We start from the raw sequence: 19,079 nt of genomic DNA on the forward strand, positions 1-19,079 counted from the left end.
TTTCCGGCTCCCAGATGAACGCCTATGCGTTTCAGCGCCTTGACATGCCCGGCCCGCAACCAACAGAGCATCGATCAAAATCCCATTGCCCGTAATCGGTCGCAAGGATTTCGTCAACATCCACGTGTATACCTCCCAGGAGGGGCCCCGGGCTCGACGGGCTGTTGACGACATACTGATAAAGCACCGCCATGGGCACGCGCTCACCATGGGACCACGAACTCGTCTGCCACGCCCACAAGTGCCCTGCAGTGGTCGAACGCCCAATCACGCCGTCTCCGATCGCCCACGAACACGCCCGCGAATGCCCATAGATGCCGGTGCGGTCTACTCCCAGTACCGAATTGATTCCTCGAAACCACTCGACGGCAACGCTTTTCCAGGTATTGAGGTCGATGTCCTCGTCGACACTGAAGAAGATCGGCGCCGAATCCCCACCTCCAGCCGCAGCGTGCAGCCGCAGCGCTGTCTGCGCGTCTGCCACGCCGCCGTCGTATCCGCGGGTGTAATCCGACGGCGCGGACCAACCGGGCTTGCCGTACTGGTAGTTACTGACGATTGCAAGGCCCGCGGCGCGAAGCGCATCCGCATACTCGCGGGTGATGGGCTTTGCCTCGAAGTTCGCGCCCGGCCGCGACTCGGATACATAAACCACCACCCCGCCATAGCCTGCCGATTTGATCTCATCCGGCGGGATAATCCGCTCTGCAAAGTCGATCAGCCTAATGTTGGCAGCGGATGCCTTCTGCCCGTCGAGTGTCGCAACCAGCGTCCCTAGGCTCAGTAGAACAGGTGCGGAAACAGCATATTTGAGGACCTCGCGTCTTGAAACAGATCGCGGTCCGCGTACACATGGCCCGGGCGAATCGTGCACCGCGTGATGGTAACAACATTGCGCAACGCCCGTTCCTGGCCCAAACATTCGGCGACACCGTGTTCCCCGTGCACGTTTTCGCCGCGAGTCAAAGCACCAAGTCCTGTTTTTGACCGGTACGGACGTTTGACTGGTCCTCATGAGTCGGAACAGAACTTGCCGGATGTGCTCGACCGACCAGGGGTTTGTGACGCTAGCTTTCGACGCGTCTTATCAGGGAGCCCGCGGCGGCGACCCGCACCATCTCGAAGACCCCGCCGCCCGCGTTGAGGGCATCCATGCGGCGGTGGATTACAGTCACTGGACCGGCGATCGAGTGCCGCGGCCAGAAGGTCGAGTGCCAGATTGCTCAGCGTGCCGCCCCGGCGACGTACACGTTCCGACGGACGGCATCGTGGTGAATGTTAATGAAAGTTTCTGCGGCGAGGTCGCCACAACCTACGGCGCAGCCGAAAATTCGCGATTCGTTCTATCGATGCGGATGGCAGCATGCGCGTAGAGTGTCTAACCAGCGAGTTCAATTGGCGCTGCGCCGTTGTTTCCCGCACATAACTTCATCGAATTGATGGCTTGCCGGGCGGTGGCGGCCTTCGAATCGAATGAGAAGCTACCAGAAGTTTCTGGAGGCGTTATGGACATCGTGCTGGGTGTGTCGACGACACCGAAAACCATCCGGATGGTCCTGATCGAAGGCGAAAAAGCTGACGGCATCATGGTTGATGACGACGTCCTCGAAATAGCCGCAAACGAGAGCGCCCTCACTTCAAGCCCATCGGAACAGGCAGCCGCCGCGGTACTGCGAGCCAAGGAAATGGCGGTCGCCGCAGGTCATGAGGTCGTAGCCATCGGGCTGACCTGGAGCGGCTACGCCAGACCCGCAAATTTGCGCGACAGCCTGGCGGCCCGAGGCCTGGAAGACGCCGTGTTGTTATCCGAGCTGCAGGCGGCAGGCGCGCTGACCCAAGCCGCTGGCGAAGCATTGGGCTACGACAAGACAGCGCTGATCTTCGTCGAACGGGAAACCGCGACACTGTCGACGATCGACACCGCCGTAGGGTCGATCACCACGGTGCTCACCCGAGCCGCGCATGACTCGGCTGCCCACGAGGTAGCGACAGAAATGGTCTCGACCCTCGAAGCACAGGAGGCACGCCCGCAAGGGGTGTTCATTGTGGGTTCCGACGTAGACATCACCTCACTGAAGTCACATCTTGAGGCCGTTGCATCGTTAACCATCAGTGCTCCGGAGGACCCGGATTTGGCGCTGGCCCGAGGCGCCGCACTTGCGTCGGCCAATGCGGCCCGATACGAGGCGTCCACGGCCGCACTCGCATATGCCCAAGACCCCGACGGCGCCACATATATGCGAACGTCGCAGGGCAACGCCGGGGCGTCCACGGGTCCCATGCGGCTCGCCGATGTCCCGACTCTGTCCTCGATCTTCGGCCACTCCAGCACCTTTAGCAACACCCGGGGCCTCGACGACGGTGACGCCACCGGCAGCGCCGAGACGTCGCGCCATCCGCACGAAGGCCGCAAGGGGTTGCTGCCTGCGAGCAGCTCACTGGCACTGATGTTTGTATTCACCGTCGTCGTCTTGGTCATGTTGGTCGCCGTCCGCATCCAGCCGACCGCCGCGGAACGCGCGGCCCCGTTCGAGACGGCAAACCCGTCGGGCAACGCAGCCCCGGCACCCCCTGCTCCACAGGTTGCGACTCCGGTGCCGAACCAGCCTGCGGCACAATACGATCAGCACGGCGCTGACCTGCCCGTCATCAATGCCAGCTCGCCTGCTACCCAGGCGGCTCCGCAAACTGAGGCTGAGGCCCCGGTTGTGAAAGCGCAGGCCCTCGCGCCCCAGCTGTCGGCGCCCGCACCCGCCGCTTCAGCGCCCGCAGATCCGGCACTTGCCGCCGCTACGCACGAGCAGGCCTCCGCACCCGCCGCGGTTCCAGTCGCCTCCCCTGCCGCTGAGGTACCAACGCCGCCGGCTGCCGTATTAGGGCCGCCGGTGGCGGTACCAACCCCGCCCGCTGCCGTGGCAAGCCCGCCGGTGGCACTTTCCCCGGTGCCGCCACCAGCGGTCGTGCTGCCGCAAATAACGTTCGCGCCCGTGGTGCGCCCTACGGCGCAGCAGCCGCCGTCGTTTCAACCGCCGCTCGCTGCCCCGCCACAGCAGCTGCCCCCGTGGCTGCAGAGCCCGCCGGTTGCGCCGCCGCAACAATTGCCGCGGTGGCAGCCACCGACCCTGCTAAGCCCACCACTGCCAAACCCGACGCTGCAAGACCCGACGCGGCTAAGCCCGCCTCTGCAGAACCCGCCACTGCAGAACCCACCGGCCGCGCCGCCGCAACAAGTGCCGCGGTGGCAGCCACCGACGTTGCTAAGCCCGCCCCTCCAAAACCCACCACTGCAGAGCCCACCGGCCGCGCCGCCGCAACAGATGCCGCCTTGGCCGCCGCTGCAGCCGACGCCGCCGCTACTACATCAGGCTCCGCCGACGCCACTACAGCAGGCCCCGCCGTCACAACAACTGCCCGGGAGCCAACTGCCAAGTCCCCCAAGCCGTTCCGGCACAGTCAGTTCAGCCGGGGAACCGTCGGGTGGCATGGCGCCAGGAGGGTCTTCGGATAGTGGGCATCGGCCTCCGTGGTGGCCCTCAGCTCACTAACACCCGTCCCACGATCAGATACGCGGCTCAGTCGATGAAGTCCAACCCCGACCATCGAAATAACGCATCAACGTCGCGTCGTTCTGGTCTGGGTACCATCCGGGCGCTAAACCGCTCGTCGCCATGGGCTGTTGCACGACGGGCCGTTGCGCGACGCGCCGTTCCCGGTATGGCTCCTCGGCCCTCGGCGCCAACACAGCTCGCACAACCGTCACGATCGCGGCTATGACGAGGATGAGGATTAGCAGCCAGATCAGTGAATTGAGCGAGTTGAAAACGCTGGTCATCGTGACACCTCTTTCTCGTGTGGTCGAAGTGTGTTCGGCAGACCACGGCTAGTCCGCCGTGTACTTTGCAAGCTCCATATTCGGAGAACGTCAGTGTCCAATGCCGTGGTCGTAATACCCTCGTCGCCGCGATTCAAACGTGAAGGTGCTTTGACGTGACAAAGACGGACAGCAAAGACGCAGGCCACGTCGGCCATCCGTTGTTGCGGGTGGGCCATTTCGTCGAAACGTTCGTCCGCTTGCCCCTCGCCTGTGGGTACCCGCGGCGGCGTTCTTTAGGTTGCTTCGGCCTTAGTTGACCGGGACGTCGAGAATCGGGCGCTCAACATAGGCGCCCGGGCCGTCGAAATGCCACCACTCGCCCGAGTACACCGTCAACCCACCGGAGCTCATGGCCGCACGCAGCCGTGCCCGGTTGGCTTGCGCGTCGGCGCTGACTCCCTCGGTGGCGTATGCGAGACCTCGGGACGTGAAGTCATCGAAGTCGGTACCCATGTCGACGAGGCACCGGCCGCCAACCTGCTGGGCCGGGGCACACTGACCTTGCACACTTGCGATTGTCACGTCGACAGAGCGCCCCGACTCGTGGCTGCGCGCATACGGGCCGGGCCGCGCCACCCAATTCGGGTCTGGGACCGCGTTGAACATCCTGACCTGGACGTCGTGCGGCCGATAACAGTCCCAGAAGACGAGCACGTTTCCCTGCCGCCGTAGTGCATCCGCGCCTGCTCCGAGACCGGCGGCCATCGATTCGTGCACGAGACAGCGGGCGTCGGGCGGATATAACGGGACGCCCACGAAATTGTTCGGCGTCGCATAGCGCAGGTCGATGATCGCGTCGGGAACCACGGTGCGCACGTCGACCAGGCCCGCCGCGCGCGCCTGGGCGGAGACCGGCGGCGCGTCGGCGCTGGATGCCGTGGTGGTTGCGGCAGCTGTTACGCGGGGCGCCGTAGCATGCGGTGCGGGAGCCACTCCGCCGACGCCGCAGGCGGTGCTGCACGCCACGACGCAGAGCCCGACAAAAAGCCGTGACATGTTGACCTACAGCCCTCGGCGCGCCGCCCGAATCCCGGCGATCGTCTCCGCGTCGCCCGCGAATTCAAGGCGAACCGCATCCCGGCCCGACACGAACAAAAGCAACTCCGGCGCCTCCCCGGTGATGACGACCTCAGGACCCCGACCGATCGTCGCGACCGTCGCACCGTCGGAATCACGCAGCCTCACCCGCGCCGGCGCCCGGGCCAACATCATTCGGCTCATCAACGGCAATCCCCGCCGCACGGCGGAGATCAGGCTCGCCTCCAACGCGCGCGGCTGCCAATCGGGCTGGGCGCGCCTGACGTCCTCGTGGTGGATGAACATCTCGCCGACGTTCACCAGCGGGTCGAGCAGTTTGAACGGTGAATAGATCGGCGGTCCCATCGCGACCATATGCACCAGGTCCTCCCAATCGGTGGAGGTAGCCAGGCTCTTCTGCAGTCGGTCTGTATACCCGGCCAGGGCCGGAACCGCGATCCCGATCGCCGCATCCGGCCGGCGTTCGCGCACGACCAAATGGGCTGCCAGATCTCGCGTCGTCCACTTCCCGCACAGGGTGGGCGCGTCCGGCCCAATCGCGTTGAATGTCTCGACGAGCGCGCCCCGTTCACGTGCGGATGCGGTCATCCCACCACGATATGTTCCTAGCCGCGATATGTTCCTACCTCTTGGGCCCTCTTGGGCCACGATGGATCCTCGAACGACCACGAGTCGAGGTGATGCGCATGTCGTCCGGTTGGTGGTCGATCCTCGTCGGCATCGCCGGCGGCATCGCGCTGATCTGGCTCGCGCTCATCGTCGCCCTGTGGGTCGGTAAACCAAATGGACTCAGCCTGCGCGAGGCCGCTCGCCTGCTGCCCGACGTGGTTCGACTACTCAAGCGGCTGGCCACCGATGCGGAAACCCCGCGCGGCGTCCGCATCGGTTTAGCACTGGTACTGGTCTATCTGGCGCTGCCGATCGACATCATTCCCGACTTCATCCCCGTGATCGGCTTCGCCGACGACGCGATCGTCGTCGCCATCGGGCTGCGGTTCGTCACCCGGGCCGCCGGGCCCGAGGCGCTGGCCAAGCATTGGCCGGGCACACCCGACGGACTGGCGGCCGTGCGACGGCTGTGCCGGCTGCCGAAACCGGGCAAATCGGAAACAGCTGGCTGAAAAACTGTGATTTCGGGGTTAAGTCAAGGCGGGTGCATCGGCCCCACGGCCCACGGCCAAACGGCCCACGGCCACACAGGCGTACCGCACATGCATAAAGGTGGAACTCATGGACATCGGTTTTATCGGACTCGGTCAAATGGGCGCGGGAATGGCCGCAAGCCTGCTGAATGCGGGTCATCACGTCACCGTCTACAACCGGTCGCCGGACAAAGCAAAGCCCTTGGTCGCGCAGGGCGCCGAGGCCGCCGGTTCCGTGGCCGACGCGTGCCGCGGCGAGGTCGTGTTCACGATGCTCGCCGACGACGACGCGGTCGCCGGTGTGACGTTCGGCGACCACGGGATCCTGGCGTCACTGCGCGAGGGCGGCACCCACGTCTCATCGAGCACGATTAGCGTCGCGCTGTCCGAGCGGTTGACCGACGCCCACATCGGCGCGAGCCAAAAATTCGTCGCCGCACCGGTATTCGGCCGCCCCGACGCCGCCGCGGCCGCGAAGCTCTTCGTGGTCGCTGCCGGGGATCCGGATTCCATTAGGCACGTCGGTCCGCTTCTCGATGCGATCGGCCAACGCACCTTCACCGTGTCCGAGACGCCGCACACCGCCAACCTCGTCAAGCTGAGCGGCAACTTCCTGATCGCCACGGTGATCGAGTCGGTCGGGGAGGCGATGGCGTTGGTCGCCAAGGGCGGCGTCGACAAGCACCAATATCTCGAGCTCCTCACTTCGACGCTGTTCAACGCGCCGGTGTACAAGACCTACGGCGGATTGATCGCCAGCGAGAAATTCGAACCGCCGGGCTTCGCGGCGCCGCTCGGACAGAAAGACATTCGGCTTGCGCTCGAGGCCGCCGAACAGCTGCGGGTGCCCTTGCCGATCGCGAGCCTGGTGCGTGATCGCTTCCTGACGCTGTTGGCGAACGGCGGCGAGCACCTGGATTGGTCGGCCCTCGGCGTGCTTCCCGCCTGGGAGGCCGGCACCGCGAGCCTCACCGGCGCGGCGAGCCTCAAGAGAGGCTAGCCGACCACGCCACGGAGACCGTCGGCCCCGAACATCGGTTCCAGCATCGCGCTGAAATCCGGACCGCGGCGCAATCCCTGACCGCCGTCCACGTTGATGATCTGACCGGTGATCCAGCTCGCCGCGTCGCTGAGCAGAAACACCGATAGCGCCGCAATGTCCTCGACCTCACCGGCACGCGGCAGCGGCGTATTGATCTGATAGTCGTCGCGCACCGCCGGTGTCTGCATCACCGGCGCGACGAGATTCGTGCGGGTGAGCCCCGGCCGGATTCCGTTGACCCGAACCCATGACGCGCCGAGCTCATCGGCGGCCACCATCAACATGTTGTCGATGGCCGACTTGGTCGGCCCGTACGCACCGAACCAGCGATGCGTGATGCTCGAAGCGATCGACGAGATCCCGACGAACGAGCCACCGCCGCTCCGAACGAGTTGCCGGGCAGCGTGTTTCAGCACGTACATCGTGCCGTTGACGTTCAGGTCTACCGTGCGCCGCCACGCCTCCGAGTCGATCTGAGTGATCGGCCCGATGGTTTCCGAACCACCCGCACTGTGCACCACGCCGTGCAGCCGACCTGTCCATGCGGTGGCCGCGTCGACCGCGCGGCCGACCTCGTCCTCGTTCGTGATATCGCCGGGTTCGTATCGGACGGACCCGGACCCGCCCTTCGCTTCGATCTCGCTGGCGGCCGCGGCCAGCCTGTCGGCGTTGCGGCCGACGAGCATCGCATTTCCGCCGGCGGCCACGACCGCGTCGGCGACGCCTTTGCCGATTCCGCTGCCACCGCCGGTGATCAGTATGGTTCGGTCAGCCAGAGACAGTCGCATCGCAAACCTTTGGTCGTCGGATCGAACGCTGGCAGCGTACGTGCCAGCCGTTACCGGGCTGCGGCGGCCCCATGTTTGCCGGCCCCACCGCCGGTGCAAACCCGGCCCAGACGCGCCGGTGCAAACCCGGCCCAGACCCGCAGGACCAAACCCGGTCCACACCCGCGGTGTAACCCGGTCCACTATTGAACAACAGGAGACTCGATCGGATGGACAGGCGAACCCCGTGATGGCGCAAGTCGACCCCGTCGCTCGGCGCAACCTGCGAGCGGTGCCGAATGCCGATGGGTCCTACGTCGACTGGGAGTCGGTGTATCAGGACAACGCCACCTGGGTGTACCGCACCATCTTCGCGCGGGTCGGTAATCGCGCTGACGCCGAGGACCTGACCGCCGAGGTGTTCCTGGCCGCGCTGCGTCCACTGCGGATCTCGGCAACCGCCGCCGAGGTCCGCGCCTATCTACGCGCCACTGCGCGCACCGTGCTCGCCGCGCACTGGCGCGAAACCATGGGTCGCGAAATAACGTCGATTGACGACCTCGGTCAAGTTGCACCCGACAGCGAAGAGGCCATCAGCACCGCGCCGCAACGTGTCCGCTCGGTGCTCAACGCGTTGCCGGACAACTATCGCAAGATTTTGGAACTACGCTTCCTGGAAGGCTGTTCGATCAAGGAGTCGGCCGCGCAGCTGGGGGTGAGCGTCACCAACGCCAAGGTGTTGCAGCATCGCGCCCTGCGGCTGGCCGCGCAGGTCAACGACAAGGACGAGCGATGAAGGGGCGGGGGTTGCGCCGAAGCGTCGACGACCTGCTGCGTGGACGCCGGCCCAGGCCTTTCCGGCCGGACGACTTCGAGGCCGCGCAGCTGCGGACCGCGATCGATCTGCGCGCCGCCCGTCTCGGCGGGGACGCCCCCAGCCAGGAGTTCCTGACCGACCTGCACCGACGGCTGGCGGCGCAGATGGATGACGCGCCGGCCACCGGCGAGCCGCCGAAGAGGTTCAATGCCACCCGCCGACAGGTGATTGTCGGCACGTCCGCGGCGGCGGCGGCTGCGGTGGCCGCGGGTGGCACGGGGGCGACCATCGACCGGCTGGTGTTGCGCGGCGGCGAAAGCAGCACAAACGCGGCGTCCGGCGGGGAACTGGTGCCCAACGACGGCAGCTGGCTGGCCGTGGCGCGCAGCGCCGAGGTGCCGGACGGCGTCATGCGCCCGTTCGACCTCGGCTCGGTGACCGGATTCGTCCGCCGGGTCAACGGCCAAGCCGAAGCGATCTCGGGCGTGTGCACACATCAAGGTTGCCGGTTGTGGTTTGACCAAGCCGACGACCAGTTGCGCTGTCCGTGCCATACGACGTCGTTCTCCCCCACCGGCCAAGTAATCACACACCAGCTGCCAGTTGTCCCTAAGCCGTTGCCGCGGTTCGAGGTTCGCGAACGCGACGGTGTGATCGAGGTGCTTGCGCCGAACAACACGCCGATGCGGCCAGCCTGACGCACCGCGGCCTGCCTCGAAGGACAACTGTACGGTCCGGGCAATTTGCCGGTGCCCCACGCGGGCTCCCAGGTCGAGCAAAGCCCCTAGGGCGTCGAGTGCGCGGTCAGGGCGTCGAGTGTGCGGTCACGGCGGCGACACGCCGAGGCAGCCCGCCGTGGGCTCACAGTCGACGCGTCCAACCCCGTGGCGGCCCCCCGCATACCCCTAGCAGGGCGACCGCCGCGGCGCATACCCCGCGACTGCGCCTTCCCCTAGAGTTGACCCATGCCCGCGAAATCTAACCCGGCCGACATCGACGATGTCGAGCCGCTCGCTGACAGCACGGCCCGCCAGGCCAGGCGTGTGGTGGCCGCGTACGCGACCGACGCCGACGAATGCCGGATTTTCTTGTCGATGCTCGGCATAGGACCGGCTAAGAACGAGTCGTAGATGCCGTCTGGCGGTGCCGAGGCGGCCGGCGGCCGGGACTCGGTGATCGAGGGCAGCTCGGATTTCGTCGTGGTGGCCAACAGGCTGCCGGTCGACATGGAACGGCTGCCCGATGGCACCATCACCTGGAAACGCAGCCCGGGCGGGTTGGTCACCGCACTGGAACCGCTGCTGCGTCGCCGTAGCGGGGCGTGGATCGGCTGGCCCGGCATTACCGACGGCGACGAAGAGCCGATCGAACAAGAGGGACTGCACCTGTATCCGGTGCGGCTGAGCGAGCAGGACGTCGCCGAGTACTACGAGGGCTTCTCCAACGCGACGCTGTGGCCGCTGTACCACGACGTGATCGTGAAGCCGCAGTACCACCGCCCGTGGTGGGAACGCTACGTCGACGTGAATCGCCGCTTCGCCGAGGCCACCGCCCGCGCCGCGGCGCCCAACGCGACGATCTGGGTGCAGGACTATCAGCTGCAGCTGGTGCCCAAGATGCTGCGGATGCTGCGGCCCGACCTGACAATCGGCTTCTTCCTGCACATTCCGTTCCCGCCGGTCGAGCTGTTCATGCAGATGCCTTGGCGCACCGAGATTGTGGAGGGTCTGCTCGGCGCCGACTTGGTCGGTTTCCACCTGCCCGGCGGCGCGCAAAACTTCCTCTATTTGTCCCGGCGGCTGGTTGGCGCCAACACTTCTCGCGCCTCGGTGGGCGTGCGGTCCCGCTTCGGTGAGGCGCAGTTCGGTTTTCGCACCGTCACGGTCGGTGCGTTTCCGATTTCCATCGATTCGACGGCGCTCGACCAGACCGCGCGGCACCGGCAAATCCGCCAGCGCGCCCGCGAGATCCGCGCCGAGCTGGGCAACCCGCGCAAGATCCTGCTCGGTGTCGACCGGCTCGACTACACCAAGGGCATCGACGTGCGGCTGCGGGCGTTTTCGGAATTGCTTGCCGAGGGTCGCGCCAAGCGCGACGACACCGTCCTCGTTCAGCTGGCCACGCCAAGCCGCGAGCGCGTCGAGAGCTACAAGCAGCTGCGCAGCGACATCGAGCAGCAGGTCGGTCACATCAACGGCGAGTACGCCGAGGTGGGTCATCCCGTCGTGCACTACCTGCACCGGCCGGTTCCGCGCGAGGAACTGATCGCGTTCTACGTCGCCGCCGACGTCATGCTCGTCACCCCGCTGCGCGACGGCATGAACCTGGTGGCCAAGGAGTACGTCGCGTGCCGCAGCGACCTCGGCGGCGCGCTGGTGCTCAGCGAATTCACCGGGGCGGCAGCGGAATTGAGGCAGGCGTATCTAACTAATCCGCATGACCTCGAGGGTGTCAAGGACGCGATCGAGGCGGCGATGGACCAGACGGCCGAGGAGGGCCGCCGGCGGATGCGCGCGCTGCGCCGTCAGGTGCTCGCCCACGACGTCGAGCGCTGGGCGCGGTCATTCCTCGACGCGTTGGCCGCCAGCGGCGGCGCCGCCAGCCGCCGCGCGGGGATCGGCCAGGCGGACACCGTGCGGGGACCGGCCGCGCAAACGTAACGTCTTAGATCGGCGTGATGTAGTTGATCAGCCACTTGCCCGCTATGCGGCGATAGTCCACGCGCAGTCGGGCGCCGTCGTAGATCGGCTGCTGCCGGTTGGTTTTATCCGACACGGTGCGGTTGATGTACACCATCACCGACGCCGAGTTCCGATGCGCGTCCATCACTCCGACGCCGACGACGTTGGCCTGGCTGACCACCTGCCGCTCGCGGGCCTGCGGAATGATCTCGGTATTTGCCTTCTGCTCGAACTCGTGGCGGTAGTCAGGCGTGAGCATGCCGTAGGCGTTGGTGAGGCTGCGCTCGATGGTCTGATAGTCGTAGCCGAACACGGCCGGAATCTGCTTCTGCGCGAGCGGCCCGAGCTCGGCCCGGGACGCCTGCTCGCCACGCATCTCGACGCGGTTCCAGTACAACCATCCGCCGACCGCCGACAATCCCACGAACGCGACCGCCAACAAGACGGCCAGGGCGGTGACGAGCCCCGGCACAACTCGGCGCATCAATTGCCCCCATTGGGATACTTCAGGTCGTAGGTCGTCATCCGGCCCTGTTCGTCCTCATGCACGACCACCCGCATCCGGTACGCCTGCGACGGCCTGTTGTTGCCATTCGTGTCGCTGACCGTTACCCGCACCGACACCAGCACCGAGGCGTTGTCGCTGACCCCGTCGATGCCCTCCAGCGCGGCGCCATTGATGACGGCCTCCGAACTACCTCCGGTGTCGCGGAGTATGGCCTTCAGATTTTCAACGTTCTGGCCCTGGCTCAGCGTGTCGCGCAGCGGTCCGCTGGTGCCGGCGTAGAACCGGTTGACGCTGTCCTCGACGTTGTTCTGCTTGAAGCTGAACATGTTGACCACGGTCTGGGTGGCGGTGTCGACGAACCGCTGGTTTCGGTCCTGCGCGGCCGCGGCGTGCCTGTGCTCGAGCACCATCAGCACCACCGGGACAGCGACGGCAACGGACGCGAGAAGGCCGAACAACACCGCCGCAATCGCCACCATTCGCCGGTGCGCCGCCCGGCGTGGCGGCGGTCCCGGTTTGCGGGCGGGGCGGCCGGCGGGTGCCTCGGGGGGCGACTCCAGTCGGACGCCAGTTGTCTCCACCGCACTGCCATTGGCCGGCCCGGCGGCCCTAGACGCGCGGCGGCGGACCGCCTGCCTGGGCGGTGACGAAGTTGAGGTCATCTATGCCTGCCTCGGATCGAGCATGAGATCAAGCCAGTTCTCCTGTGGCCGCATGTTGGCTGCAGCCGGAGCGTACACGCCGGTGCCGCCCTTCGGGTCGACGAAGACGCCCGTGTGCTGGTCATAGGTGCCATACGACACCCCACCGGCTTGCGGCGGGCCGACATCGGCCGGCGGCAGGTCGGCCGGGTTCGGCGGTGGCGCCGGCGCGGGAGCTGGTCCCGGCGGCGGCGCCACCGGGTTGTACGGCCCCGGGGTCAGCGGCGGCGGTTGCGGGTTAGGCGGCGGCGGCCAGGCATCCGGGTACGGCGCCGGCGGTATCCACGCCGTCAACGGAGGCGGCGGCGGACCGTTGTTCGGCGGGGGCGCGACGGGCCATGGTTGGTGTGGCGCGGGACCGGGTCCGGCGATTCCCGGCGGCAGCATTCCCGGCGCAACCGGGTAGCCCGGATCAGGATCTGCCTGCGGCGGTATATAGGGAAACTTATTGGGCGGCAATATGTTTCGCCCATCCACGACCGGTGTGCCCGTTGGGATCGGCGGCCCGCGCCACGGGTTGTTGCCGATGGGGACGTAGCCGCGCGGATCCCGGCACAGCTGGATGGTTGGCGCGCGCTTGCCAGGAAATTCCTGGCAGGGATAGTTCCTGGCCCCCCGCACCGCGCTCGGGTCGTTCTGCGGCACCTTGCAGTACATGTCCTTCGGCAGGTCCCGAAGCGTCTGATCGCCCGGAGGCCGGATGAACGGCGGTGGCACGAACCCTGTCGTACAGGGCGGGGGATCGCCGAAGTCGATCTTGAAGTCCAGCTTGCCGCCCTCGTCGGTCGGCGACCCGCCGCCGAGGGTGATCAAGGCGCCCATCAAGGCGGGGAAGATCACCAGCGCCTGCTCGATGGACCGGTGGTAGATCACGCCCACCCGGCCCAGGTTGGCCAGGTTGGCGGCCAGCACCGGGAACGACGGCCGGATGCCGCTGAACGTCGTGTTGGCTTCGTCGATCGCGCCGGGCGCGACCGTCAGCGTCGCCCGCAGCTGGGGATCGGCGGCGCGCAGTTCGGTGGTGAACCGGGCGAGGCCGTCGGACAGCGACCTGATGTCATCGCCGCTGCGAATTTGCGCCTGCAGGAACGGACCCACCTGGTCGATCAGCGCGGAGGTCTCCGGCCAGCTCGCATTGGCCTCGTCAACCAGCGGCCGCGCGGACTGGATCAGCCGGGCCAGTTCGGGTCCCGCGCCGTTGAACGCCTTGAACGTTTCCCGGAGTAGGTCTTGCAGCCGGGTGTTGTTGACGCTGCTGACCAAGTCGTCTGCTTGACGCAGCAGGCCCGCGATGTCCTGCCCGATCGCGGTCCTGTCGCGGCCGATGCGGTCACCGTTGTGAAGTGGTGCCTTGGCCGGGTTGTCGGGCGGCACCAGGTCCACGTACTGCTCGCCAACCGCCGAGACGCTCTTCACGGTGGCCGTCACGTTCGCGGGAATCTTCACCTCGCTGTTGAGCCGCATGTGCGCGTCCACGCCGTCGTTCGTCAGCGACATCGACTCGACCCGCCCGACGGTCACACCGCGGTACGCGACGTTGGCGTTCTTGTACAGGCCGCCACCGGCCACGAAGTTCGCGGTCACGTTGTAGGCGCCGATCCCGAGCCTAGCCGGGAGGTGCAGATAGAACGTCGCGATCGCGCCGACGGTGACCACCGTGACGAGCGCGAAGATCGACAGTTGGATGCGCGCCAATCGGTCCAGCATTAGTGCGGCGGCACCTCCTGACCCGACGCGGTCCCCGGCGGGATTTTGAACGGGTCGGCCGCCTGACCCGACAGGTTTGCCATCTCCCCGACCAGCCAGTCCGGTGGGTTGACGACGTCGTTGAGCCGAGCCATGTTTGGATCGAAATACGCTGTGGTGAACAACGTTTCGCCGATCCTGCGCAGCGTCAGGTCGAACGTGACGAACACATTGAGGTAGTCACCGCGCACCGCACGCCGCAGATACTGCGTGGTGAACGGGAACGTCGGCAGCAGGTCAAGGTCGGTGACGAAGTCGGCGCGGTTGTCGTTCAGCGGCTTGATCACCGAGTACAAGTCCTTCAAGTCCGCGGCGAAATCGTCCTTGGTCTGCGACAGGATTCGCGCCGCGACCGTGGCCAGCCTGCCCAGCGAGGCGAACGCGTCGACGATGTTGGCCCGGTTGTCGTTGAGCACCCGCAGCGCGCCGGGCAGCGTGTCGAGCGCACGGCCAAGGCTGTCCTTGTGGCGCGCCAGCACCGCGGCGAAGCGGTTCAGTCCCTCGGCGGCGGCGATGATGTCATCGGTCTGCTGGTTGAGCTGGGAGGTCAACTCGGCGAGCCGGGGAATCAAATCCTGGAATTGGCCGTGGCGAGTGGCAACCGCCGCGTACGCCTCGTTCGTGATGTCTTGTACGGCACCGAGGTTGCCCTTGTTGACCACGACGCCCAACGCGGACAGCACTTCCTCGGTGGTCGGGAAGCGGCCGGTGTTTTTGAGCGGAATCGTCGACCCGTCGCGCAGCTGGCCGACCGGCGGCTGCCCCGCCGGCGCGGACAGGTCGATGTGCTGCGACCCCAACAACGACGTCTGCGCGACCTTCGCGGTCGCATTCGCCGGCAGCTTGACGTTGTTGTCCAGTGAAAGTTTCACCGCCGCGTAGAAGCTTCCGTCGGAGCGCTGCACCGCGTCGACTCCCGACACGCTGCCGACCGTGACGTCGTCGACCATCACCGGTGAGTTCTGCGGCAGCGTCGCGACATCCGGCAGCTCCACCGTGATCGAGTAGGCGCCCCGGCCGTGACCGGCGGTGCCCGGCATGTTCAGCGAATTCAGCCCACCGAACTGGCACCCGGCCAGCAGCACCACGCCACATCCTACGGCCGCGGTGCGGACGCCGGCTCGGGAAAGCCTCGCAGGCAACGCCTTCGGTGTCATCGGCTCGGCCCCGGTTGTTGTGGCGCGACCGGCTGCATCGGCGGCACGCCCTCGGCCGGATATTGGCCGGAGCCCGCCGGTGCCGGACCCGGTGCGGGACCCGGCGCCGGCCCCGGCGGTGGCGCCGCCGGCCCCGGCGGCAGTACCACCGGACCGAGGGTGTACGGCTGTGCCGGTGGCGGCGGACCGGGAACCGGGTTCGGCGGTAACAGCAGCGAACCGGGATCCACCGGCTCGCCCGATCGAGGCGGCATGCGGCCCTGCGATGGAATCCACTGCAGGTACGGCAGATACGTTTGCGCCTTAGCCTCAGTGGCAGGCGTGTCGTAGACGATCTGGCCCTTGTAGGCGGTGATGCTGTTGATCGGGTGGAATAGCAACGGCGGGTAGTTCATCGTGAGCCGCCGCAGCACCGGAGCCATCCGCTCTCGGCAGATCTCGCTGCGCTTGTAGTACTCGGGCAAAGCGCCGCCGCTGCCATCGAAGATGCCGCCGCAGATGAACTGCACCGGGTTGGCGAAGTTGGGGATCGACAACAGACCGGTCGCCGAGCCCTGCGCCGGGTCGTAGATGTTGTAGAAGTTCGCCAGGCCGTTCGGGGTGACGTGCAGCAGCTGTTCGATGTCGTCGCTTTGATCCGACAGGATCTTGGTGAAATCCGAAAGCTTGTTGATATTCCCAATTAACGCGTCGTTGTTCTGGTTCAGGAAGCCCCGCACGTCCGAGAGCGCCTGGTTCAGCGTGCCCAGGGTGTAGTCGAGGTTGCTCGAGCTGTCCGCCAGCACCTGCGACACCGCAGCCAGATGACCGCTGAACTGCACGATTTGTTCGTTGCTGTTGGCGAGCGCATTGACCAGGATCTGCAGGTTCTTGACGGTGCCGAAGATGTCGGTGCGGGAATCACCCAACCGGCCGGCGGTCTGTGACAACTCCCGCAACGCTTGCCGGAAGGAGTCGCCGTTGCCGTCGAAGGTGTCGGCGGCCTGGTTGATGAACGCGCCGAGCGGACCCTGCACCTGGCCCTGCTTCGGGCCGAGCTGGGCGCTAAGCCTGGTCAGCTCGGTCTTGACCTCGTCCCACTCCACCGGCACGGCCGTGCGATCCAGCCCGATGGTGGCGCCGTCGGCCAGCGCGGGCCCCCGCGTGTAGGGCGGATTGAGCTGAATGAACCGGGCGGCAACGATGTTCGGCGCCATGATCACCGCCCGCGCATCGGCCGGCACCTTCACGCCGTTCTTCATCCTCATCGTGATCTTGACGGCGTTGGCCTGCGGCTCGATCGATTCGATGGAGCCGACGGGCACACCGACGATCCGGACGCCATCGCCGGGATACAGCCCGACCGCCGAGGTGAAGTAGCCGATCACCTTATAGCCGCTCTGCCCGGGCCAGGCCAGGTAGATGCCGCCGATCAGGGCCACCACCAATGCGGTGATGACGCCGTAGCGCAACCACCTGTTGCCGCGACCCGCCGCGTGTGAGCTCATGGCGATTTCGGCCTTATGATCATCCGCTCCGAGATGAAGCCGCGCAGGTAGTCGGCCAGGCTGTCGGGAATCTTGCCCGGCTGGAAGTAGGTATCCAGCAGCACCGCGCCGAGGGCCGCCGGCGGCAAGCCGTACAGGTTGATGTGGAATCCCGGACCCGACGCGACGACTTCACCGAGCGCGGTGGCGTACGGGGGCAGCCGCTTCAGCGCCTCACTGATATGCGCCCGGCGTTCCAGCAGGTTGTCCAGCACCAGGTTCAGCTTCCTCAGCGCCGGCCCGAACTCGCGGCGGTTGTCGGCCACGAATCCCGAGATCTGTTGCGACACATCGTCAATGCCCGCGATCAAGTTGCTCAGCGCGGCACGGCGTGCGTCGAGCGCCGCGAACAGCTGGTTGCCGTCGACGACGAGCTGGTTGACCTGGCCGGCTCGGTCGGCCAGCACCTTGGTGACCGACCGGGCCCGCGCCAGCAGCTGGCCCAGCGCCTCGTCGTTGGCGTTGATCGCGCGCGACAGCGAGGCCACGCCGTCAAGCGCCTGACGCAGTTGCGGCGTCGCGTCGTGCAGCGAATCGGTCAGCACCTGCAAGGCCTGAGTGAACTGTTGGGTGTCCAGTTCGCTGGCGTTCTGACCGAGGTCCTGCAGCGCGGTGTTCAGCGTGTACGGGGTGGTGGTGCGGCCCAACGGAATCGTCGTCGTTGAGCCGCCGCCGCGGGGTGTCACCGCCAGCGACTTCTCGCCGAGGATGGTGTCGGTCTTGATCGCCACCAGCGTTTGGTCGCCCACCCGGATCTTGCGGTCGACGGTGAAGTTGACCTTGGCGACCTCGCCGGCCAACCCGACCCCGGTCACTCGCCCGACCCTGATGCCCGACACGGTGACGTCGCTGCCCGGTGAGATGCCGCCGGCGTCGGCGAAAAACGCCTCGTACGGCTTGCCCTGCGGGAAGAACGGCAACTTGCTGTAACCGAACGCCATCAGCAGGATGCACACTACGATCACGATCCCGAAGATGCCCGTGCGTATCGTCTTATCCATTCTCGGAGCACCTCCCCTTGCTCGGGTCCGGCGGTCCGCCCTGCGGGAACAAAACGTCGCTGTCCGACATCGTCAGGCCGTTCGACGGTCCATTGAACTTGATACGCACCGAGCAGTAGAAGATGTTGAAGTACGCCCCGTACGCGCCAAGCGCGTTGAGTCGCAGGTAGTTTTCGGCCAGCGGTTCGACCACCTTGTTGATCTCGCCCTTGCGGTTGTCTAGCTCGGTGGCGAATGGCCGGGTATTCTCCAGCACACCCTGCAGCGGCCGTCGTGACTTCTGCAGCATGTCGGTGAGGTCGTTCTCGGCCGAGGCCAGTGGCGGGATCGCGTTGGCGATCGGGTCGCGTCCCTGCGCCAGACCGGTGATCAGCTTCTGCAGTTGATCCACGCTGGCGTTGAACTGGGCGCTCTTTGAATCGACGGTGCCAAGCACATCGTTCAGGTTGTGGATGACGTCCGAGATGACCTGATAGCGGTCGGCCAGCGCTTGCGTGAACGATCCGGTGGTCGCAAGCAGCTCCGACAGCGCGCCGCCCTGGCCCTGCAACAGCTCGATGATCGCATTGCTGATCTCGTTGAGCTTGTCGCCGTTTAGGCCTTTCAGCACCGGCCGCAGGCCGCCCAGCAGCGCGTCGAGGTCCAACGCCGGCTCGGTGTGCTTCTCGTCGATCGTTCCGCCCGGAGGAAGCTTGCGCAGATCGCCGGGGCCGGAGGCGATCTCCAGGAAGCGATCGCCGACCAGGTTCTGGTATCGGATCAAGGCCCGGGTCGAGCTGTACATCGTGTACTTCTTGTCGACCGAGAAGGTGACGTCAACGCTGTTGTCGGGCCGCAGCTTGACGCCCTGGACTTTGCCGACCGGCACGCCGGCGATCCGCACGTCGTTGCCGCCCTTGAGCCGGGTCGCGTCCGAGAAAATCGCGTGGTAGCCGTTGCTCGCCGCGAATCGGAACTGGCCGAAGATCACCACCAGGCCGGCGGCGACCAGCACCATCACCACCGCGAAGATGATGACCTTGATCAGGTTCGCTCGGTGGCTCATCGGCGCCGTCTCTTCGTCGCGCCAGCGCTCATCA

General features: G+C 66.3%; 19 protein-coding genes. 7 read left to right on the top strand and 12 right to left on the bottom strand.

Going from position 1 to position 19,079, the window contains the following annotated elements; translation table 11 throughout:
* Nucleotides 1-31: 31 nt before the first annotated feature.
* The gene (locus VE759_RS01665; protein WP_324927608.1) at nt 32-874 is read right to left on the bottom strand and encodes a DUF1906 domain-containing protein; all 843 of its coding nucleotides are present in this window, start codon (nt 872-874) and stop codon (nt 32-34) included.
* 631 nt (nt 875-1,505) lie between these two features.
* Between VE759_RS01665 and VE759_RS01670 the strand changes: the two genes are divergently transcribed.
* A complete protein-coding gene (locus VE759_RS01670) occupies nt 1,506-3,545 on the top strand; it encodes a DUF7159 family protein (RefSeq protein WP_324927610.1) in 2,040 nt (679 codons plus the stop codon).
* A gap of 14 nt (nt 3,546-3,559) precedes the next feature.
* Here VE759_RS01670 and VE759_RS01675 read toward each other — a convergent pair whose 3' ends face one another.
* The 3 genes from VE759_RS01675 to VE759_RS01685 form a co-directional block, all read right to left on the bottom strand.
* Nucleotides 3,560-3,832 (bottom strand): DUF2510 domain-containing protein, encoded by a 273-nt coding sequence (locus tag VE759_RS01675; protein WP_324927611.1) that lies wholly within the window; start codon nt 3,830-3,832, stop codon nt 3,560-3,562.
* Nucleotides 3,833-4,123: 291 nt separating this feature from the next.
* Nucleotides 4,124-4,870 (bottom strand): M15 family metallopeptidase, encoded by a 747-nt coding sequence (locus VE759_RS01680; RefSeq protein ID WP_324927613.1) that lies wholly within the window; start codon nt 4,868-4,870, stop codon nt 4,124-4,126.
* A gap of 6 nt (nt 4,871-4,876) precedes the next feature.
* Nucleotides 4,877-5,500, bottom strand: coding sequence for a TIGR03085 family metal-binding protein (locus VE759_RS01685; RefSeq protein WP_324927615.1), 624 nt, complete (start codon nt 5,498-5,500; stop codon nt 4,877-4,879).
* 98 nt (nt 5,501-5,598) lie between these two features.
* Between VE759_RS01685 and VE759_RS01690 the strand changes: the two genes are divergently transcribed.
* Both VE759_RS01690 and VE759_RS01695 read left to right on the top strand, forming a co-directional pair.
* Complete coding sequence (locus tag VE759_RS01690) at nt 5,599-6,033, top strand: YkvA family protein (protein WP_324927617.1); 435 nt, start codon at nt 5,599-5,601, stop codon at nt 6,031-6,033.
* Between the two features lie 109 nt (nt 6,034-6,142).
* Complete coding sequence (locus VE759_RS01695) at nt 6,143-7,054, top strand: NAD(P)-dependent oxidoreductase (protein WP_324927619.1); 912 nt, start codon at nt 6,143-6,145, stop codon at nt 7,052-7,054.
* Here the strand turns inward: VE759_RS01695 and VE759_RS01700 are convergent.
* Nucleotides 7,051-7,884: an SDR family oxidoreductase gene (locus VE759_RS01700; protein ID WP_324927621.1), complete on the bottom strand. Its 834-nt coding sequence runs from the start codon at nt 7,882-7,884 to the stop codon at nt 7,051-7,053. The genes VE759_RS01695 and VE759_RS01700 overlap by 4 nt on opposite strands.
* Before the next feature lie 229 nt (nt 7,885-8,113).
* On the opposite strand from VE759_RS01700, the gene VE759_RS01705 reads away from it, so the two are divergent.
* The 4 genes from VE759_RS01705 to VE759_RS01720 all read left to right on the top strand — a co-directional run bounded on the left by VE759_RS01705 (nt 8,114) and on the right by VE759_RS01720 (nt 11,340).
* The gene (locus VE759_RS01705; protein ID WP_324927657.1) at nt 8,114-8,659 is read left to right on the top strand and encodes an RNA polymerase sigma factor; all 546 of its coding nucleotides are present in this window, start codon (nt 8,114-8,116) and stop codon (nt 8,657-8,659) included.
* Nucleotides 8,656-9,378 (top strand): Rieske (2Fe-2S) protein, encoded by a 723-nt coding sequence (locus tag VE759_RS01710; protein ID WP_324927623.1) that lies wholly within the window; start codon nt 8,656-8,658, stop codon nt 9,376-9,378. The genes VE759_RS01705 and VE759_RS01710 overlap by 4 nt, the downstream gene beginning before the upstream one ends.
* A gap of 267 nt (nt 9,379-9,645) precedes the next feature.
* Nucleotides 9,646-9,810 (top strand): hypothetical protein, encoded by a 165-nt coding sequence (locus VE759_RS01715; protein ID WP_324927625.1) that lies wholly within the window; start codon nt 9,646-9,648, stop codon nt 9,808-9,810.
* The gene (locus VE759_RS01720; RefSeq protein ID WP_324927627.1) at nt 9,811-11,340 is read left to right on the top strand and encodes a trehalose-6-phosphate synthase; all 1,530 of its coding nucleotides are present in this window, start codon (nt 9,811-9,813) and stop codon (nt 11,338-11,340) included. It abuts the gene before it with no gap.
* A gap of 4 nt (nt 11,341-11,344) precedes the next feature.
* Here VE759_RS01720 and VE759_RS01725 read toward each other — a convergent pair whose 3' ends face one another.
* Genes VE759_RS01725 through VE759_RS01755 form a run of 7 tightly spaced genes read right to left on the bottom strand, consistent with a single transcriptional unit; the run spans nt 11,345 to nt 19,045 of the window.
* Nucleotides 11,345-11,845, bottom strand: a complete 501-nt coding sequence (locus VE759_RS01725; RefSeq protein WP_324927629.1) for a mammalian cell entry protein — start codon at nt 11,843-11,845, stop codon at nt 11,345-11,347.
* Entirely contained in the window at nt 11,845-12,531 is a 687-nt protein-coding gene (locus tag VE759_RS01730; RefSeq protein ID WP_324927630.1) for a mammalian cell entry protein, read from the bottom strand. Before VE759_RS01730 ends, VE759_RS01725 begins: the two co-directional genes overlap by 1 nt.
* A complete protein-coding gene (locus tag VE759_RS01735; RefSeq protein WP_324927632.1) occupies nt 12,532-14,277 on the bottom strand; it encodes an MCE family protein in 1,746 nt (581 codons plus the stop codon).
* On the bottom strand, nt 14,277-15,473 hold the full coding sequence (locus VE759_RS01740) for an MCE family protein (RefSeq protein ID WP_324927634.1): 1,197 nt from the start codon (nt 15,471-15,473) through the stop codon (nt 14,277-14,279). Before VE759_RS01740 ends, VE759_RS01735 begins: the two co-directional genes overlap by 1 nt.
* Nucleotides 15,470-16,960 carry a virulence factor Mce family protein gene (locus tag VE759_RS01745; protein ID WP_324927636.1) on the bottom strand — a complete coding sequence of 497 codons (1,491 nt, stop codon included), beginning with the start codon at nt 16,958-16,960 and terminating at the stop codon, nt 15,470-15,472. The genes VE759_RS01740 and VE759_RS01745 overlap by 4 nt, the downstream gene beginning before the upstream one ends.
* Nucleotides 16,957-18,000 (bottom strand): MCE family protein, encoded by a 1,044-nt coding sequence (locus VE759_RS01750; protein WP_324927638.1) that lies wholly within the window; start codon nt 17,998-18,000, stop codon nt 16,957-16,959. The genes VE759_RS01745 and VE759_RS01750 overlap by 4 nt, the downstream gene beginning before the upstream one ends.
* Entirely contained in the window at nt 17,993-19,045 is a 1,053-nt protein-coding gene (locus VE759_RS01755) for an MCE family protein (RefSeq protein WP_324927659.1), read from the bottom strand. Before VE759_RS01755 ends, VE759_RS01750 begins: the two co-directional genes overlap by 8 nt.
* Between the last annotated feature and the right edge of the window lie 34 nt (nt 19,046-19,079).

Origin of the sequence: Mycobacterium sp. (genome assembly GCF_035640695.1) — a bacterium.
Classification (GTDB): domain Bacteria; phylum Actinomycetota; class Actinomycetes; order Mycobacteriales; family Mycobacteriaceae; genus Mycobacterium.

What these genes read in the sequence shown, in the direction of transcription:
- VE759_RS01670 (WP_324927610.1), top strand. Translation starts at nt 1,506, where the DNA reads ATGGACATCGTGCTGGGTGTGTCGACGACACCGAAAACCATCCGGATG.
- VE759_RS01675 (WP_324927611.1), bottom strand. Translation starts at nt 3,832, where the DNA reads ATGACCAGCGTTTTCAACTCGCTCAATTCACTGATCTGGCTGCTAATC.
- VE759_RS01680 (WP_324927613.1), bottom strand. Translation starts at nt 4,870, where the DNA reads ATGTCACGGCTTTTTGTCGGGCTCTGCGTCGTGGCGTGCAGCACCGCC.
- VE759_RS01685 (WP_324927615.1), bottom strand. Translation starts at nt 5,500, where the DNA reads ATGACCGCATCCGCACGTGAACGGGGCGCGCTCGTCGAGACATTCAAC.
- VE759_RS01690 (WP_324927617.1), top strand. Translation starts at nt 5,599, where the DNA reads ATGTCGTCCGGTTGGTGGTCGATCCTCGTCGGCATCGCCGGCGGCATC.
- VE759_RS01695 (WP_324927619.1), top strand. Translation starts at nt 6,143, where the DNA reads ATGGACATCGGTTTTATCGGACTCGGTCAAATGGGCGCGGGAATGGCC.
- VE759_RS01700 (WP_324927621.1), bottom strand. Translation starts at nt 7,884, where the DNA reads ATGCGACTGTCTCTGGCTGACCGAACCATACTGATCACCGGCGGTGGC.
- VE759_RS01705 (WP_324927657.1), top strand. Translation starts at nt 8,114, where the DNA reads ATGGCGCAAGTCGACCCCGTCGCTCGGCGCAACCTGCGAGCGGTGCCG.
- VE759_RS01710 (WP_324927623.1), top strand. Translation starts at nt 8,656, where the DNA reads ATGAAGGGGCGGGGGTTGCGCCGAAGCGTCGACGACCTGCTGCGTGGA.
- VE759_RS01715 (WP_324927625.1), top strand. Translation starts at nt 9,646, where the DNA reads ATGCCCGCGAAATCTAACCCGGCCGACATCGACGATGTCGAGCCGCTC.
- VE759_RS01720 (WP_324927627.1), top strand. Translation starts at nt 9,811, where the DNA reads ATGCCGTCTGGCGGTGCCGAGGCGGCCGGCGGCCGGGACTCGGTGATC.
- VE759_RS01725 (WP_324927629.1), bottom strand. Translation starts at nt 11,845, where the DNA reads ATGCGCCGAGTTGTGCCGGGGCTCGTCACCGCCCTGGCCGTCTTGTTG.
- VE759_RS01730 (WP_324927630.1), bottom strand. Translation starts at nt 12,531, where the DNA reads ATGACCTCAACTTCGTCACCGCCCAGGCAGGCGGTCCGCCGCCGCGCG.
- VE759_RS01735 (WP_324927632.1), bottom strand. Translation starts at nt 14,277, where the DNA reads ATGCTGGACCGATTGGCGCGCATCCAACTGTCGATCTTCGCGCTCGTC.
- VE759_RS01740 (WP_324927634.1), bottom strand. Translation starts at nt 15,473, where the DNA reads ATGACACCGAAGGCGTTGCCTGCGAGGCTTTCCCGAGCCGGCGTCCGC.
- VE759_RS01745 (WP_324927636.1), bottom strand. Translation starts at nt 16,960, where the DNA reads ATGAGCTCACACGCGGCGGGTCGCGGCAACAGGTGGTTGCGCTACGGC.
- VE759_RS01750 (WP_324927638.1), bottom strand. Translation starts at nt 18,000, where the DNA reads ATGGATAAGACGATACGCACGGGCATCTTCGGGATCGTGATCGTAGTG.
- VE759_RS01755 (WP_324927659.1), bottom strand. Translation starts at nt 19,045, where the DNA reads ATGAGCCACCGAGCGAACCTGATCAAGGTCATCATCTTCGCGGTGGTG.